This is a genomic window from Staphylococcus schleiferi (assembly GCF_025558325.1).
Taxonomy (GTDB): Bacteria; Bacillota; Bacilli; order Staphylococcales; family Staphylococcaceae; genus Staphylococcus; species Staphylococcus schleiferi.
In genome coordinates this window covers 851,725-867,408 of the sequence record NZ_CP094712.1, presented here as the reverse complement: position 1 = coordinate 867,408, position 15,684 = coordinate 851,725, and the positions used below count along the sequence as shown (strand labels likewise).

Below are 15,684 nucleotides of genomic sequence, written 5' to 3'. Positions count from 1 at the left end.
TGATTGAAAATGTCTAGTCATATTCAAATTTTTGATACAACACTTAGAGATGGCGAACAAACACCTGGCGTCAGTTTTTCATTTGAAGAACGGTTAAAAATAGCAGAACAACTCGAAAAATGGGGTGTCGATGTAATTGAAGCAGGCTTTCCCGCTTCAAGTCAAGGTAGTTTTGATTCTGTAAAAGCAATTGCACAAACCTTAAAAAAGACAACTGTGACTGGATTAGCCCGATGTCGTGAAGCTGATATCGATGCTGTATACGAAGCGACTAAAGACGCAGTCTCCCCTTCTATACATGTATTTATTGCGACAAGTCCGATCCATTTGAAGTACAAATTAAAAATGACGGAAGATGAAGTATTAGCTGCGATTACGAAATATGTCACTTATGCAAAAGAACGTTTTGAAGTTGTCCAATTTTCACCTGAAGATGCTACAAGAACACCGTTACCTTTCTTAATTCAAAGTGTACAAGCCGCTGTTGATGCAGGTGCTACTGTAATTAATATACCTGATACTGTCGGTTATACGTTTCCAACTGAATATGGCTACATTTTCAAAACATTAATTGAAAAAGTAAAGACTACGCAACCTATTACTTATAGTGCGCACTGTCATGATGACCTTGGTTTAGCAGTTGCCAATAGCATGGCCGCTATTGAAAATGGCGCTACACGTATTGAAGGTGCCGTCAATGGTATTGGCGAACGTGCTGGCAATACTGCACTCGAAGAAGTTGCACTAGGCTTATATGTCCGACAAGATCACTACCAAATTCAAAGTCGAATCAATCTTGAACTGACAAAGCAAACTTCTGATTTAGTAGCACGCTATGCTGGTTTGAGAGTTCCTCGTAATAAAGCAATTGTAGGTAAAAATGCTTTTAGCCATGAGTCTGGTATTCACCAAGATGGTTTTCTTAAAAATCCTGAAACCTATGAGATTATGACACCTCAATTAGTCGGTGTGAAAAATACAGAATTACCTCTTGGTAAATTATCAGGTAAACATGCATTCCAAGAAAAATTAAAGGCTTTAGGTTACAACATTGATGTAGAGGAACAAAAGACGTTGTTTAAATCATTTAAAGATATTGCGGATAAGAAAAAGCATGTCACAGATCAAGACATTCATGCGTTAATTCAAGATAGTGAACATGATAAGCATGCCCAATATCATCTTGATGCATTACAACTTCAATTCGTTTCAAATGGTTTACAAAGTGCAGTCGTCGTCATTAAAGATAACGCTGGACAAGTTTATCAAGATTCAAGTATAGGAACAGGCTCTATTTTAGCTATTTATAATGCAGTAGACCGCATTTTTAAAGTTGAAACTGCATTATTAGATTATCGCATTGATGCTGTAACTGAAGGTTCTGATGCACAAGCTGAAGTTCATGTCCGTGTAGAAGTCAATGGACAAGAATATACAGGGGTTGGCTTTGACCATGATATTATCTATGCGTCATGTAAAGCCTACGTAGAAGCTGTAGCTAAATCAACAACGCCTGTGGTCAAGGTAGGTGCTACAGAATGACATTCAACCTTGTTGCACTTCCAGGCGATGGTATTGGACCAGAAATAATGGCAGGCACGTTAGAAATTCTTAACGAGCTTGCCACAAAATTCAATTTTAACTGTCATGTCGATACTTATGATATAGGTGGTTGTGCCATTGATCGCTATGGCACACCTTTGCCTAATGAAACACTACATGCTTGTCAAAATGCGGATGCTATTTTGTTAGGTGCCATCGGTGGTCCTAAATGGGAAAATCCCGATTGTCGTCCAGAGCACGGCTTACTTCAACTTAGAAAAGCTTTGAATTTATACGCAAATATACGTCCCACTCGTGTAACACCTTATACAGTGGACTTGTCACCTATTAAACGTGAGATTGTTAATCAAACCGATTTAATCATTGTAAGAGAACTCACTGGAGGGCTTTATTTTGGTGAACCGCGTTATTTTAATGCAAATGAAGCAGTAGATACACTGGCGTATAGTAAAGCGGAAATAACGAGAATTGCACATACTGCTTTTAAACTTGCACAATCTCGTCGAGGAAAATTAACTTCTGTCGATAAAGAAAACGTGTTATCAAGCAGCAAACTTTGGCGTAAAACGATTAATGAAGTTGCACAGCACTATCCAGACGTCGAAGTGGAACATTTGCTTGTTGATGCATGTAGTATGCATCTCATTAAACGACCTGCTGAGTTTGACGTCATCGTAACAGAAAATTTATTCGGAGACATTTTAAGCGATGAAGCCTCAATGTTACCTGGTTCGTTAGGACTTTCCCCTTCTGCAAGCTTTAGCACAAATGGGCCTTCACTCTATGAACCGATACATGGCTCTGCCCCTGATATCGCTGGACAAAATAAAGCCAATCCTTTCGGCATGATTTTGTCACTCGCCATGTGTTTACGCCAATCCGCACAACAAGAAAAAATGGCACAACTTTTAGAACAAACCGTTGACCATTTACTTAAAAATGGCATTACAACGTCTGACTTAGGAGGTCATTATGGGACTAATGCAGTGTTCCATCACTTTATACAGGAATTAAAGGAGGCTTAACAAATGAGTAAGACACTTTTTGATAAAATTTGGGATCAGCATATCATTACGGGACAAGATGGTGAGCCACAACTCTTATACATCGATTTACATCTTATTCATGAGGTGACGTCTCCACAAGCATTTGAAGGGTTAAGATTACAAAATCGTCAATTACGACGACCTGATTTAACTTTTGGAACATTAGATCATAACGTCCCGACTGTCGACATTTTTAATATCCAAGATGAAATTGCAAATAAGCAAATACAAGCTTTACAACAAAACTGTAAAGATTTTGGCGTTCAACTTTTTGATATGGAGGCTGACGAACAAGGTATCGTACATATGGTAGGACCAGAAACAGGACTCACTCAGCCCGGTAAAACAGTTGTATGTGGAGATTCACATACAGCGACACATGGTGCTTTTGGTGCGATTGCCTTTGGTATTGGAACGAGCGAAGTTGAACATGTTTTTGCAACACAAACGCTTTGGCAAACAAAGCCTAAAAACTTAAAAATTGAAGTCACTGGTGTACTTCCAAAAGGCGTTTATGCTAAGGATATTATCTTATATTTAATTAATCAGTATGGTGTTGATTTTGGAACAGGTTATGCACTTGAATTTACTGGTAAAACCATTCAATCACTTTCAATGGAAGGTCGTATGACAATATGTAATATGGCGATCGAAGCAGGTGCAAAATATGGCTTAATCCAACCAGACCAAATAACGTATGACTATCTTAAAGGTCGTCGTTATGCTCAAGATATTGATTTAAAAATGCCACAATGGCAACAGTTGTATAGTGATGAAGACGCACATTTTGATAAAGTGATTCAATTAGACGTTTCAGATTTAGAGCCTCAAGTAACTTGGGGAACAAGTCCAGAAATGGGTGTTTCGTTTAGTACACCTTTCCCAGAGTCTAAAGATAGTAATGACGAACGAGCTTACCGTTACATGGATTTAAAACCTGGCCAGTTCGCTAAAGACATTCCTTTAGCCTACGTCTTTTTAGGTTCTTGTACGAATGCAAGGCTCTCTGATTTAATTGAAGCGAGTCATTTTGTAAAAGGCAAGAAAATTCATCCTAATATTACAGCGATTGTCGTTCCAGGTTCTCGTCAAGTAAAAAAAGAGGCAGAAGCACTAGGGCTTGACGTTATCTTTAAAGACGCAGGGTTTGAGTGGCGTGATCCTGGATGTAGTATGTGCTTAGGAATGAACCCAGATCAAGTCCCTGCTGGTGTCCATTGTGCTTCAACAAGTAATCGTAATTTTGAAGGTCGACAAGGAAAAGGTGCGAGAACACATCTTGTGTCCCCTGCTATGGCAGCAGCTGCAGCCATCCAAGGTCACTTTGTAGATGTAAGAAAGGAGATTGAAGCATAATGGAAATCAAACCTATCACTCAATATACAGGTAAAGTTGTTCCTTTATTTTATGACAATATTGATACAGACCAAATTATTCCGAAAGCCCATTTAAAACGTATTTCCAAAACGGGTTATGGCCCCTTTTTATTTGATGAATGGCGTTACCTCTCTGATGGTTCAGACAATCCAGACTTTATATTAAATGATGAAAACTATAAAGATGCAACCATTTTAATAACGGGTGATAACTTTGGGTGTGGTTCGAGTCGAGAACATGCCGCATGGGCGCTAAAAGATTTTGGTTTTCAAGTGATAATTGCTGAAAGTTTTAGTGATATTTTTTATATGAACTGTACAAAAAATGCACTTTTACCCATCAAATTAGACCAGAATGCACGAAAACATTTAGCTCAATTTAAAACCATTACTGTCGATCTCCCTCAACAAACTGTACAATCACCAGAACAAACTTTTCATTTTGAAATTGATTCAACATGGAAAGAAAAACTAGTGAACGGTCTTGATGACATCGCAATCACATTAAAATATGAAAAAGAAATAAAAGATTATGAACTTAAATATACTTAAGGAGTGAAAGAGATGTCTAATCTTCGAACAACTGTACATGCACAAGATGTGGATGATGCACACTTACGTCTTAAAAACATCGTAAAAGAAACACCTTTAGAAAAAGATCATTATTTATCGCTCAAATATCAATGTAATGTCTATTTAAAGCGTGAAGATTTGCAGTGGGTCCGTTCATTTAAGTTGCGAGGTGCCTATAATGCCATTGCAGTATTACCCAATGAACAAAGGATTCGTGGTATCACTTGTGCAAGCGCAGGAAATCATGCACAAGGTGTCGCATATACTGCGAAAAAACTGAATCTTCATGCCGTTATTTTTATGCCAGTGACAACGCCAAAACAAAAAGTTAATCAAGTTCAATTTTTTGGTGATGCCAATGTCGAAATTAAGCTCATTGGTGATACATTTGACGATTGCTTAAAGGCTGCGCTGGCATACACCACATCACATGGTATGACTTTTATCGATCCATTTAATAATGTACACACGATTGCTGGACAAGGCACTTTAGCTAAAGAAATGATTGAACAATCAGAAAAAGAGAATCTTAAAATCGACTATGTTTTCGGGGCCATCGGGGGTGGCGGACTCATGTCGGGTGTGTCTACTTATTTTAAATCCTATTCACCACAGACACAGATGATTGGCGTAGAACCTTTAGGCGCAAGTAGTATGTATCAGTCGATTAAACAAGGTCATGTTGTAACACTTGAAAACATTGATAAATTTGTAGATGGCGCCTCTGTAGCCCGTGTGGGAGACATTACATTTGATATTTGCCGTGAGACTTTAGATGATTACATCCAAGTAGATGAGGGTGCAGTGTGTTCTACGATATTAGACATGTATTCTAAGCAAGCAATCGTAGCTGAACCTTCTGGTGCGCTAAGTGTAAGCGCATTGGAACAATACAAAGATAAAATAAAAGGTAAAAATGTCGTATGTATCGTTTCTGGAGGAAATAATGATATCAATCGAATGAAAGAAATTGAAGAGCGCTCTCTTCTTTATGAAGAGATGAAACATTACTTTATCCTCAATTTTCCTCAACGTCCTGGTGCATTAAGAGAATTTGTTAATGATGTATTAGGACCCAATGATGATATTACAAAATTTGAGTATTTAAAAAAATCTTCCCAAAATACGGGAACTGTGATTATAGGTATTCAACTACAGAGACATACCGATTTAGAACAGCTCAAGCAGCACGTGAATCAGTTCGATCCGAAGAATATTTATATTAATGAAAATAAAATGCTCTACTCATTATTAATTTAGCGTTAATTCGCGATTAATAAACGTTCAGATGAAACTGTTACCTTATAAAAACTTGGTGAATGTTAAAGAGATATGACTGAAGTGTATTTTAAATATACATCAACCAATGTGTGAAACTATGATTAATCGGAAATGTGGAATAAATGATTCAATTTCACATTTCCGATTTTTGTTTGATGTATGCGAAATGTACTTTCCTCCTATTAATGACGAGACGTCTGAGAGAACAAGACGAGCCAAAGACGATAGGCTGAGGCTGCCTCTCGCAAAACGAAGTCATCTCATACGAAGTTTTATCATAGAAAGAAAGCGCTAAGACGATTTTCTAGTAAAAATCACCTTAGCGCTATTTATTTGGTTCTTCATTTTTTATGGTGGGATGACATAAGTCATCCTGCTTTTTTGTACAAAAATAGCGCAAATGCCTCTATAATTTTAAGTGACTAAACCAAAAATAAAGGAGACATATTGCGCCTATGTGTAATGATATATTAAAGTTACTAAAAATTAAAGATAATAATATTAAAATCACTAAAGTTGAAGAAGATGTAGTTATTAGAGGTAAGAAATCTAACGTCATCTTTGGTACCCTTTCATACAAGCCTATGACTTGTCCTCACTGTTATCATACGAATCCAAACCGAATACACAAACACGGAAAACGTTTATCGCGAATTACTTTTTTAAGATTCCAAGAGATAGCAGTGTATTTAAATCTGTTAAAACAACGTTTTAAATGTATGGTTTGTGGTCGGACTTTTACTTCTAAAACAAATGTTGTTGAGGATAACTGTTTTATCTCAAACCATGTTCAGAAAGCCATTATAGATAAAGCAACACAAGTTCGCTCAGAAACTGATATCGCAAGTGATTGTAACGTTTCTGCATCTTCTGTAAAACGTGTGATTCATAAAGTAAGCAATACCACTTTTCAATAGTGAAATTGCTTAAATAGATTGCGTACCGAGTCGAGACTCCCGAGGCATAGAGCCGAAACCGAAAATCCATTTTGGCTTCTTATGAGCTACAATAAAAGCCAAAATTAGTTGAGGTAAGGCGCCTGGGAAAGCGAGACTCGAAGAAGCAATCGGAAGTTTGCGACTTAATTATTATAGACACATAACCACCATATAAAGTGTACAGCCGTTTTATCATGCAAAGGAAGCGCTAAGACGATTTTCTAGTAAAAATCACCTTAGCGCTATTTATTTTGAGATTAACGTTTTAACTTTTCTTCATATCCGTATGACTGGCTGCGTGGAATAGCATATCCATTGATGGTATTTAAATATAAAAAAAGAGACATACACAATGTCTCTTAGAAAATAACCTGGCACCGTCCTACTCTCGCGGAACGTCAGTCCGACTACCATCGGCGCTAAAGAGCTTAACTTCTGTGTTCGGCATGGGAACAGGTGTGACCTCTTTGCCATTGGCACCAGATTAAATTGAATGTTATACATTCAAAACTAGATCGTAAGTATACATTCACAAGTAAAACCTTATGAACAAATTTGATTAAGTCTTCGATCGATTAGTATTCGTCAGCTCCACGTATCACTACGCTTCCACCTCGAACCTATTTACCTCGTCATCTTCGAGGGATCTTATAACCGAAGTTGGGAAATCTCATCTCGAGGGGGGCTTCATGCTTAGATGCTTTCAGCACTTATCCCGTCCATACATAGCTACCCAGCTATGCCGTTGGCACGACAACTGGTACACCAGAGGTATGTCCATCCCGGTCCTCTCGTACTAAGGACAGCTCCTCTCAAATTTCCTACGCCCACGACGGATAGGGACCGAACTGTCTCACGACGTTCTGAACCCAGCTCGCGTACCGCTTTAATGGGCGAACAGCCCAACCCTTGGGACCGACTACAGCCCCAGGATGCGATGAGCCGACATCGAGGTGCCAAACCTCCCCGTCGATGTGAACTCTTGGGGGAGATAAGCCTGTTATCCCCGGGGTAGCTTTTATCCGTTGAGCGATGGCCCTTCCATGCGGAACCACCGGATCACTAAGTCCGTCTTTCGACCCTGCTCGACTTGTAGGTCTCGCAGTCAAGCTCCCTTATGCCTTTACACTCTATGAATGATTTCCAACCATTCTGAGGGAACCTTTGAGCGCCTCCGTTACACTTTAGGAGGCGACCGCCCCAGTCAAACTGCCCGCCTGACACTGTCTCCCAGCACGATAAGTGCTGCGGGTTAGAAATCCAATACAATTAGGGTAGTATCCCACCAGTGCCTCCACGTAAGCTAGCGCTCACGCTTCTAAGGCTCCTACCTATCCTGTACAAACTGTACCGAATTTCAATATCAGGCTACAGTAAAGCTCCACGGGGTCTTTCCGTCCTGTCGCGGGTAACCGGCATCTTCACCGGTACTATGATTTCACCGAGTCTCTCGTTGAGACAGTGCCCAAATCGTTACGCCTTTCGTGCGGGTCGGAACTTACCCGACAAGGAATTTCGCTACCTTAGGACCGTTATAGTTACGGCCGCCGTTTACTGGGGCTTCGATTCGTAGCTTCGCTTGCGCTAACCACTCCTCTTAACCTTCCAGCACCGGGCAGGCGTCAGCCCCTATACGTCACCTTACGGTTTAGCAGAGACCTGTGTTTTTGATAAACAGTCGCTTGGGCCTATTCACTGCGGCTCTTCAGAGCGTGAACCCCAAAGAGCACCCCTTCTCCCGAAGTTACGGGGTCATTTTGCCGAGTTCCTTAACGAGAGTTCGCTCGCTCACCTTAGAATTCTCATCTTGACTACCTGTGTCGGTTTGCGGTACGGGCACCGATATTCTAGCTAGAGGCTTTTCTCGGCAGTGTGAAATCAACGACTCGAGGAAACAATTTCCTCTCCCCATCACAGCTCAATCTTAATGAGTGCCGGATTTGCCTAACACTCAATCTTACTGCTTGGACGTGCACTCCAACAGCACGCTTCGCCTATCCTACTGCGTCCCCCCATCGCTTAAAACGAATATTGGTGGTACAGGAATATCAACCTGTTATCCATCGCCTACGCCTGTCGGCCTCAGCTTAGGACCCGACTAACCCAGAGCGGACGAGCCTTCCTCTGGAAACCTTAGTCAATCGGTGGACGGGATTCTCACCCGTCTTTCGCTACTCACACCGGCATTCTCACTTCTAAGCGCTCCACATGTCCTTGCGATCATGCTTCAACGCCCTTAGAACGCTCTCCTACCATTGTCCTACGGACAATCCACAGCTTCGGTAATATGTTTAGCCCCGGTACATTTTCGGCGCAGTGTCACTCGACTAGTGAGCTATTACGCACTCTTTAAATGATGGCTGCTTCTAAGCCAACATCCTAGTTGTCTGGGCAACGCCACATCCTTTTCCACTTAACATATATTTTGGGACCTTAGCTGGTGGTCTGGGCTGTTTCCCTTTCGAACATGGACCTTATCACCCACGTTCTGACTCCCAAGTTAAATTATTTGGCATTCGGAGTTTGTCTGAATTCGGTAACCCGAGAGGGGCCCCTCGTCCAAACAGTGCTCTACCTCCAATAATCATCACTTGAGGCTAGCCCTAAAGCTATTTCGGAGAGAACCAGCTATCTCCAAGTTCGATTGGAATTTCTCCGCTACCCTCAGTTCATCCGCTCACTTTTCAACGTAAGTCGGTTCGGTCCTCCATTCAGTGTTACCTGAACTTCAACCTGACCAAGGGTAGATCACCTGGTTTCGGGTCTACGACCAAATACTCATTCGCCCTATTCAGACTCGCTTTCGCTACGGCTCCACATTTTCTGCTTAACCTTGCATCAGATCGTAACTCGCCGGTTCATTCTACAAAAGGCACGCCATCACCCATTAACGGGCTCTGACTACTTGTAAGCACACGGTTTCAAGTTCTCTTTCACTCCCCTTCCGGGGTACTTTTCACCTTTCCCTCACGGTACTGGTTCACTATCGGTCACTAGAGAGTATTTAGCCTTAGGAGATGGTCCTCCTAGATTCCGACGGAATTTCACGTGCTCCGTCGTACTCAGGATCCACTCAAGAGGGTATTCGTTTTCGACTACAGGATTATTACCTTCTCTGATTAACCTTTCCAGGTTATTCGTCTAACAAATACTTTTGTAACTCCGTATAGAGTGTCCTACAACCCCAACAAGCAAGCTTGTTGGTTTGGGCTCTTCCCGTTTCGCTCGCCGCTACTCAGGGAATCGATTTTTCTTTCTCTTCCTCCGGGTACTAAGATGTTTCAGTTCTCCGGGTCTACCTTCTCACATACTATGAATTCATATGCGGATAACACGACATAACTCGTGCTGGGTTCCCCCATTCGGAAATCTCTGGATCAAAGCTTACTTACAGCTCCCCAAAGCATATCGTCGTTAGTAACGTCCTTCATCGGCTTCTAGTGCCAAGGCATCCACCGTGCGCCCTTAATAACTTAATCTTTTATGATTGAGCTTTTACTCAATTCACCAGTTATTAATTATGTGAGTCGTCTGTCGACGACTAGCGATAATTTTGTTTCAAGCTTTCGCTTGTCACTCGGTTTTGCTTGGTAAAATCTATACTTACTTATCTAGTTTTCAATGTACAATCGTTGAATCCTCAAATGAATGAGCATTCAAAACTGAATACAATATGTCATGTTAATTCCGTCTATCACCTGTTGGTGATATTTCCGTATATTATCCTTAGAAAGGAGGTGATCCAGCCGCACCTTCCGATACGGCTACCTTGTTACGACTTCACCCCAATCATTTGTCCCACCTTCGACGGCTAGCTCCAAAATGGTTACTCCACCGGCTTCGGGTGTTACAAACTCTCGTGGTGTGACGGGCGGTGTGTACAAGACCCGGGAACGTATTCACCGTAGCATGCTGATCTACGATTACTAGCGATTCCAGCTTCATGTAGTCGAGTTGCAGACTACAATCCGAACTGAGAACAACTTTATGGGATTTGCTTGACCTCGCGGTTTCGCTGCCCTTTGTATTGTCCATTGTAGCACGTGTGTAGCCCAAATCATAAGGGGCATGATGATTTGACGTCATCCCCACCTTCCTCCGGTTTGTCACCGGCAGTCAACTTAGAGTGCCCAACTTAATGATGGCAACTAAGCTCAAGGGTTGCGCTCGTTGCGGGACTTAACCCAACATCTCACGACACGAGCTGACGACAACCATGCACCACCTGTCACTTTGTCCTCCGAAGAGGAAAACTCTATCTCTAGAGCGGTCAAAGGATGTCAAGATTTGGTAAGGTTCTTCGCGTTGCTTCGAATTAAACCACATGCTCCACCGCTTGTGCGGGTCCCCGTCAATTCCTTTGAGTTTCAGTCTTGCGACCGTACTCCCCAGGCGGAGTGCTTAATGCGTTAGCTGCAGCACTAAGGGGCGGAAACCCCCTAACACTTAGCACTCATCGTTTACGGCGTGGACTACCAGGGTATCTAATCCTGTTTGATCCCCACGCTTTCGCACATCAGCGTCAGTTGCAGACCAGAAAGCCGCCTTCGCCACTGGTGTTCCTCCATATCTCTGCGCATTTCACCGCTACACATGGAATTCCACTTTCCTCTTCTGCACTCAAGTTTTCCAGTTTCCAATGACCCTCCACGGTTGAGCCGTGGGCTTTCACATCAGACTTAAAAAACCGCCTACGCGCGCTTTACGCCCAATAATTCCGGATAACGCTTGCCACCTACGTATTACCGCGGCTGCTGGCACGTAGTTAGCCGTGGCTTTCTGGTTAGGTACCGTCAAGACGTGCACAGTTACTTACACATTTGTTCTTCCCTAACAACAGAGCTTTACGATCCGAAGACCTTCATCACTCACGCGGCGTTGCTCCGTCAGGCTTTCGCCCATTGCGGAAGATTCCCTACTGCTGCCTCCCGTAGGAGTCTGGACCGTGTCTCAGTTCCAGTGTGGCCGATCACCCTCTCAGGTCGGCTACGTATCGTCGCCTTGGTAGGCCGTTACCCCACCAACTAGCTAATACGGCGCGGGTCCATCTATAAGTGACAGCAAGACCGTCTTTCACTGTTGAACCATGCGGTTCAACATGTTATCCGGCATTAGCCCCGGTTTCCCGGAGTTATTCCAGTCTTATAGGTAGGTTACCCACGTGTTACTCACCCGTCCGCCGCTAACTTCAAAGGAGCAAGCTCCTCGTCCGTTCGCTCGACTTGCATGTATTAGGCACGCCGCCAGCGTTCATCCTGAGCCAGGATCAAACTCTCCATAAAAGAAGTAAGCTTGATATAGCTCGTTTGATTGATTAAGTCAATCACTCTTTAAAGTACGTTGAAGTACTCAAATTATCGGAATTAACGTTGACATATTGTCATTCAGTTTTCAATGTTCATTTCATTTTGATTAAATGGAGCGGGTGATGGGAATCGAACCCACAACATCAGCTTGGAAGGCTGAGGTTTTGCCATTAAACTACACCCGCTTATTAAATTAAATTGGTTGATGCGGCCGAGAGGACTTGAACCTCCACGGGATTTCTCCCACTAGGCCCTCAACCTAGCGCGTCTGCCATTCCGCCACGACCGCTTGGAATCAAACGATAGGTTTTTTCAGAACGTTATTCATTATATAATACGCTTTTATAAGTGTCAACACTTTTTTAACATTAATTTAATGTTTGTCATCTTACTTTAACACATTAAATTAGCGACGTATTTTAGAATACTACACAACTCGTTCCATGTCAAACAATTTTTTTCTCTTAAAACATTTAAAGAACTTCTTGTTTTGACGACTTTTTCATTATAATAAGGTGGTCCATTTTTGTCAACAAAATTTTTATAAAAAACAAAAATAGCATTCAATCATTGTGATGATTAACATAAGTACTGTTAATCAATGGTTTGAAATGATTGAATGCCTGTGTAATTTAAATCTCAAACTGCATAAATCTTTATCCTATGACAATACAGGACTCTGAAATTTTTAGTCTACAGATTACATGAATTGCCTTTAGTCTCTCTGTTCATACGTTATCTGCGTTGACGTAATAATTTTAAACGACCTCCACATTTTCCACATCGCATTTTTTCGATATTTACACTTCTTATCCGTTGAAATTTGGTCTGGCATGAAAGACATTGATATTCATACTTAACTCTAGATTGATAGCTTTCTATTGGTTGACAAAAACGAGGTGCCTTGACCTTTTCAGCTAATAATTTAAAATCTCAATCTTTATGTTGATAGCCTTTTCCTTCAATGTGCAAAAAATAATGGCATAATTCATGTTTAATAATATCTATTAAGGCTTGCTTGCCATATGTTTCATATTGCTTCGGATTAATTTCAATATGATGCGACTCTAACATATATCTGCCACCCGTTGTTCTGAGTCGTTTATTAAAGAACACTCGATGTTGAAATGGCTGATTAAAATCATTCATTGCAATACTTTCTGTTAATTTTTGTAGCTCTTGATTATTCATTAGGATTAATCATAGTCAATGCAACTTTTCCTTTTTGTTGATCAATTTGTTCTATCCAAACTTCAACAATATCTCCTACACTAACGATGTCCATTGGGTGTTTTACAAACTTTTTGGCTAATTTTGAAATATGAACTAACCCATCTTGTTTCACACCAATATCTACAAAAGCGCCAAAGTCGACAACATTTCGAACTGTCCCATTCAGTTTCATCCCTTTTGATAAGTCTTCAATAGATAAAACGTCCGATTTGAGTTCTGGTGTCTCAAAATCATCCCTTGGATCACGATGTGGCGCAATTAATGACTTAATAATATCTTCTAAAGTTGGAACACCAATATTTAAAGCATTGGCTTGCGTTGCAATACCAACTTGCTTTAATTTTTCTATTGCTTTGGCACTGCCAATTTCTGATATTTCTAAACCGACTAATTCTAACAACTGGTAGGTCGCAGGATAACTTTCAGGATGTATTGCTGTATTATCAAGTGGTTCTTTGCCTTCGACGATTCGTAAAAAGCCGATACTTTGTTCAAATGTTTTGGCACCTAAACGTTTGACTTTATTCAATTGTTTATGATGTGTTATTGCACCGTTTTCTTCTCTATATGCAACAATATTCTCAGCAATTTGTCGAGATAAACCTGACACGTGCTGTAACAACGTACTTGACGCTGTATTAACATCAACACCGACTTGGTTTACGGCCGTTTCAACCACAAAATCTAAAGCGCCACCTAACGCTTTTTGATTTACATCATGCTGATATTGTCCAACGCCAATAGATTTTGGATCAATTTTTACAAGCTCACTTAAAGGATCTTGAACACGTCTCGCAATGGACACAGCACTTCTTTCTTCTACTTGAAAGTCCGGAAATTCCGCTTTTGCAATGTCTGATGCAGAGTAAACAGAAGCCCCCGCTTCATTGACGATAATATATTTCAAGTCAAGTTGATTTTCTTGAATCATATTCGCAACAAATTGTTCTGTTTCTCTACTTGCTGTACCATTACCTATTGCTACCAAGTCAATATGGAATGCTTTCACTATTTCTAAAAATGTGCGCTCAGCTTCTTTGATTTTCGAAACTGGAGGGTGTGGATATATCACCGATTTTTCTATGAAAGTGCCATAAGGATTTACCACTGCTAATTTACAACCCGTTCTAAAAGCTGGGTCTACCCCTAAAATTTGTTTATTCTTTAATGGCGGTTGTAGTAACAGACTTTTTAGATTTTCACTAAATAAGTGAATCGCTTGGGTTTCGGCACGCTCAGTTAAATCGCCTCGAATTTCTCTTTCAATTGAAGGAAATATTAAACGTTTCATTGCGTCATCAATTGCGTTTTCAACGTAAGCTGTTAAATCATTTTGCGCTTTAAGTTCTAACTTTTTAATATTTTGCGTAAGCTCTAAAAGGTTGGCTTCAATTTTAATTTGTAAAACTTTTTCTGATTCACCACGATTCATCGCTAATATACGATGATTTGCGACTTTGCGTAGTGGCTCTTGATAATCGTAATACATTTCAAATGTCGCTTTTTCATCTTCCGCATTTTTCTTTTTCTGCGAAGTAATATTCGCTGTTTTTAGCGTTTGACTTAAAATTTGTTTTCGATATTGCGGATGATCTGCTATTTTCTCAGCGATAATGTCTTGTGCACCTTGCAATGCATCTTCAACTGAAGATACTTCATCATTGATAAATTCAGATGCTTTTTCCTCAATATTCGCATTTTGTTGTTGTAGATATAGCCACTCTGCTAAAGGTTCTAACCCTTTTCTTTTAGCTTCTGTAGCACGTGTCTTTTTCTTTTGTTTGAAGGGTCGATATAAATCTTCGACACGCTGCAATTTTGTTTGCTTTTGGATTTCATTTTTTAGCTCAGCTGTTAATAAGCCCTGTTGCTCTATATTATGGATGACTTCATCTTTTCTTTTTTGAAGATTTTCCATATATTGATATTCATCGGCTATTTGTTTAATTTCAACTTCATCTAGGCCACCGGTTACTTCCTTTCGGTAACGCGCGATAAAAGGTACTGTGTTTTTCTCCTCTAACAACTGCAATACAGCGTTAATATGTTTGATTGGAAATTGATATTTATTATGTATGTCTTGAACAAAATGATTGGTCAAGTTAAATCCCCACTTTCTCGTTTCTCATTCTTCATTATTGTAACATTCACATTTAAAAGTTGATAGTTTAATCCAAAGCACTCAAAATAGATGCTTCTTGTAAAAAATAATCGCTATTTTTAATTTTTAAAAAAAGTAAAAAAGGCTAGGATATCAATCCCAAAATAAACATACTAAGATTAGCTGTGAAGAAATTTATGACGATAGATTTCTTCACAGCTATTTTTTATAGTTGTAGAGAGAAGTAGATCGAGTAGACTCTTGGAT

7 protein-coding genes, 2 tRNA genes, 3 rRNA genes and 1 pseudogene are annotated in these 15,684 nt (G+C 40.5%); 6 read left to right on the top strand and 7 right to left on the bottom strand.

The window, feature by feature from the left end:
• The first annotated feature begins 9 nt into the window (after positions 1-9).
• From MUA40_RS03900 to MUA40_RS03875, 6 genes are all read left to right on the top strand, one after another.
• Positions 10-1,542, top strand: coding sequence for a 2-isopropylmalate synthase (locus tag MUA40_RS03900; protein ID WP_016425590.1), 1,533 nt, complete (start codon positions 10-12; stop codon positions 1,540-1,542).
• Entirely contained in the window at positions 1,539-2,588 is a 1,050-nt protein-coding gene (gene leuB, locus MUA40_RS03895) for a 3-isopropylmalate dehydrogenase (protein ID WP_016425591.1), read from the top strand. Before MUA40_RS03900 ends, leuB begins: the two co-directional genes overlap by 4 nt.
• A 3-nt stretch (positions 2,589-2,591) precedes the next feature.
• Complete coding sequence (leuC, locus tag MUA40_RS03890; RefSeq protein WP_262569919.1) at positions 2,592-3,965, top strand: 3-isopropylmalate dehydratase large subunit; 1,374 nt, start codon at positions 2,592-2,594, stop codon at positions 3,963-3,965.
• On the top strand, positions 3,965-4,537 hold the full coding sequence (gene leuD / locus MUA40_RS03885) for a 3-isopropylmalate dehydratase small subunit (RefSeq protein WP_016425593.1): 573 nt from the start codon (positions 3,965-3,967) through the stop codon (positions 4,535-4,537). Before leuC ends, leuD begins: the two co-directional genes overlap by 1 nt.
• Before the next feature lie 12 nt (positions 4,538-4,549).
• Positions 4,550-5,818, top strand: coding sequence for a threonine ammonia-lyase IlvA (gene ilvA, locus MUA40_RS03880; protein ID WP_262569918.1), 1,269 nt, complete (start codon positions 4,550-4,552; stop codon positions 5,816-5,818).
• 476 nt (positions 5,819-6,294) lie between these two features.
• Positions 6,295-6,756: a transposase family protein gene (locus MUA40_RS03875; RefSeq protein ID WP_155976487.1), complete on the top strand. Its 462-nt coding sequence runs from the start codon at positions 6,295-6,297 to the stop codon at positions 6,754-6,756.
• Between the two features lie 390 nt (positions 6,757-7,146).
• On the opposite strand, the gene rrf is transcribed toward MUA40_RS03875, so the two are convergent.
• From rrf to MUA40_RS03840, 7 genes and pseudogenes are all read right to left on the bottom strand, one after another.
• A 5S ribosomal RNA gene (rrf, locus tag MUA40_RS03870) occupies positions 7,147-7,261 on the bottom strand.
• Between the two features lie 71 nt (positions 7,262-7,332).
• A 23S ribosomal RNA gene (locus tag MUA40_RS03865) occupies positions 7,333-10,256 on the bottom strand.
• A 251-nt stretch (positions 10,257-10,507) separates the two neighbouring features.
• Positions 10,508-12,059 (bottom strand): 16S ribosomal RNA (locus tag MUA40_RS03860).
• Together the 16S, 23S and 5S rRNA genes with 2 tRNA genes alongside form the textbook arrangement of a ribosomal RNA operon.
• Positions 12,060-12,194: 135 nt before the next feature.
• Positions 12,195-12,268, bottom strand: a tRNA-Gly gene (locus MUA40_RS03855).
• 21 nt (positions 12,269-12,289) lie between these two features.
• A tRNA-Leu gene (locus MUA40_RS03850) sits at positions 12,290-12,372 on the bottom strand.
• A gap of 446 nt (positions 12,373-12,818) precedes the next feature.
• Positions 12,819-13,274 (bottom strand): annotated as a pseudogene (locus tag MUA40_RS03845) (SprT family protein).
• Positions 13,267-15,417 (bottom strand): Tex family protein, encoded by a 2,151-nt coding sequence (locus MUA40_RS03840; RefSeq protein ID WP_262569917.1) that lies wholly within the window; start codon positions 15,415-15,417, stop codon positions 13,267-13,269. The pseudogene MUA40_RS03845 and the gene MUA40_RS03840 overlap by 8 nt, the downstream one beginning before the upstream one ends.
• Between the last annotated feature and the right edge of the window lie 267 nt (positions 15,418-15,684).

Bases quoted from the DNA above. Each gene is read 5' to 3' on its own strand.
- leuD (WP_016425593.1), top strand. From the start codon at position 3,965: ATGGAAATCAAACCTATCACTCAATATACAGGTAAAGTTGTTCCTTTA.
- leuC (WP_262569919.1), top strand. From the start codon at position 2,592: ATGAGTAAGACACTTTTTGATAAAATTTGGGATCAGCATATCATTACG.
- leuB (WP_016425591.1), top strand. From the start codon at position 1,539: ATGACATTCAACCTTGTTGCACTTCCAGGCGATGGTATTGGACCAGAA.
- MUA40_RS03875 (WP_155976487.1), top strand. From the start codon at position 6,295: ATGTGTAATGATATATTAAAGTTACTAAAAATTAAAGATAATAATATT.
- MUA40_RS03900 (WP_016425590.1), top strand. From the start codon at position 10: ATGTCTAGTCATATTCAAATTTTTGATACAACACTTAGAGATGGCGAA.
- ilvA (WP_262569918.1), top strand. From the start codon at position 4,550: ATGTCTAATCTTCGAACAACTGTACATGCACAAGATGTGGATGATGCA.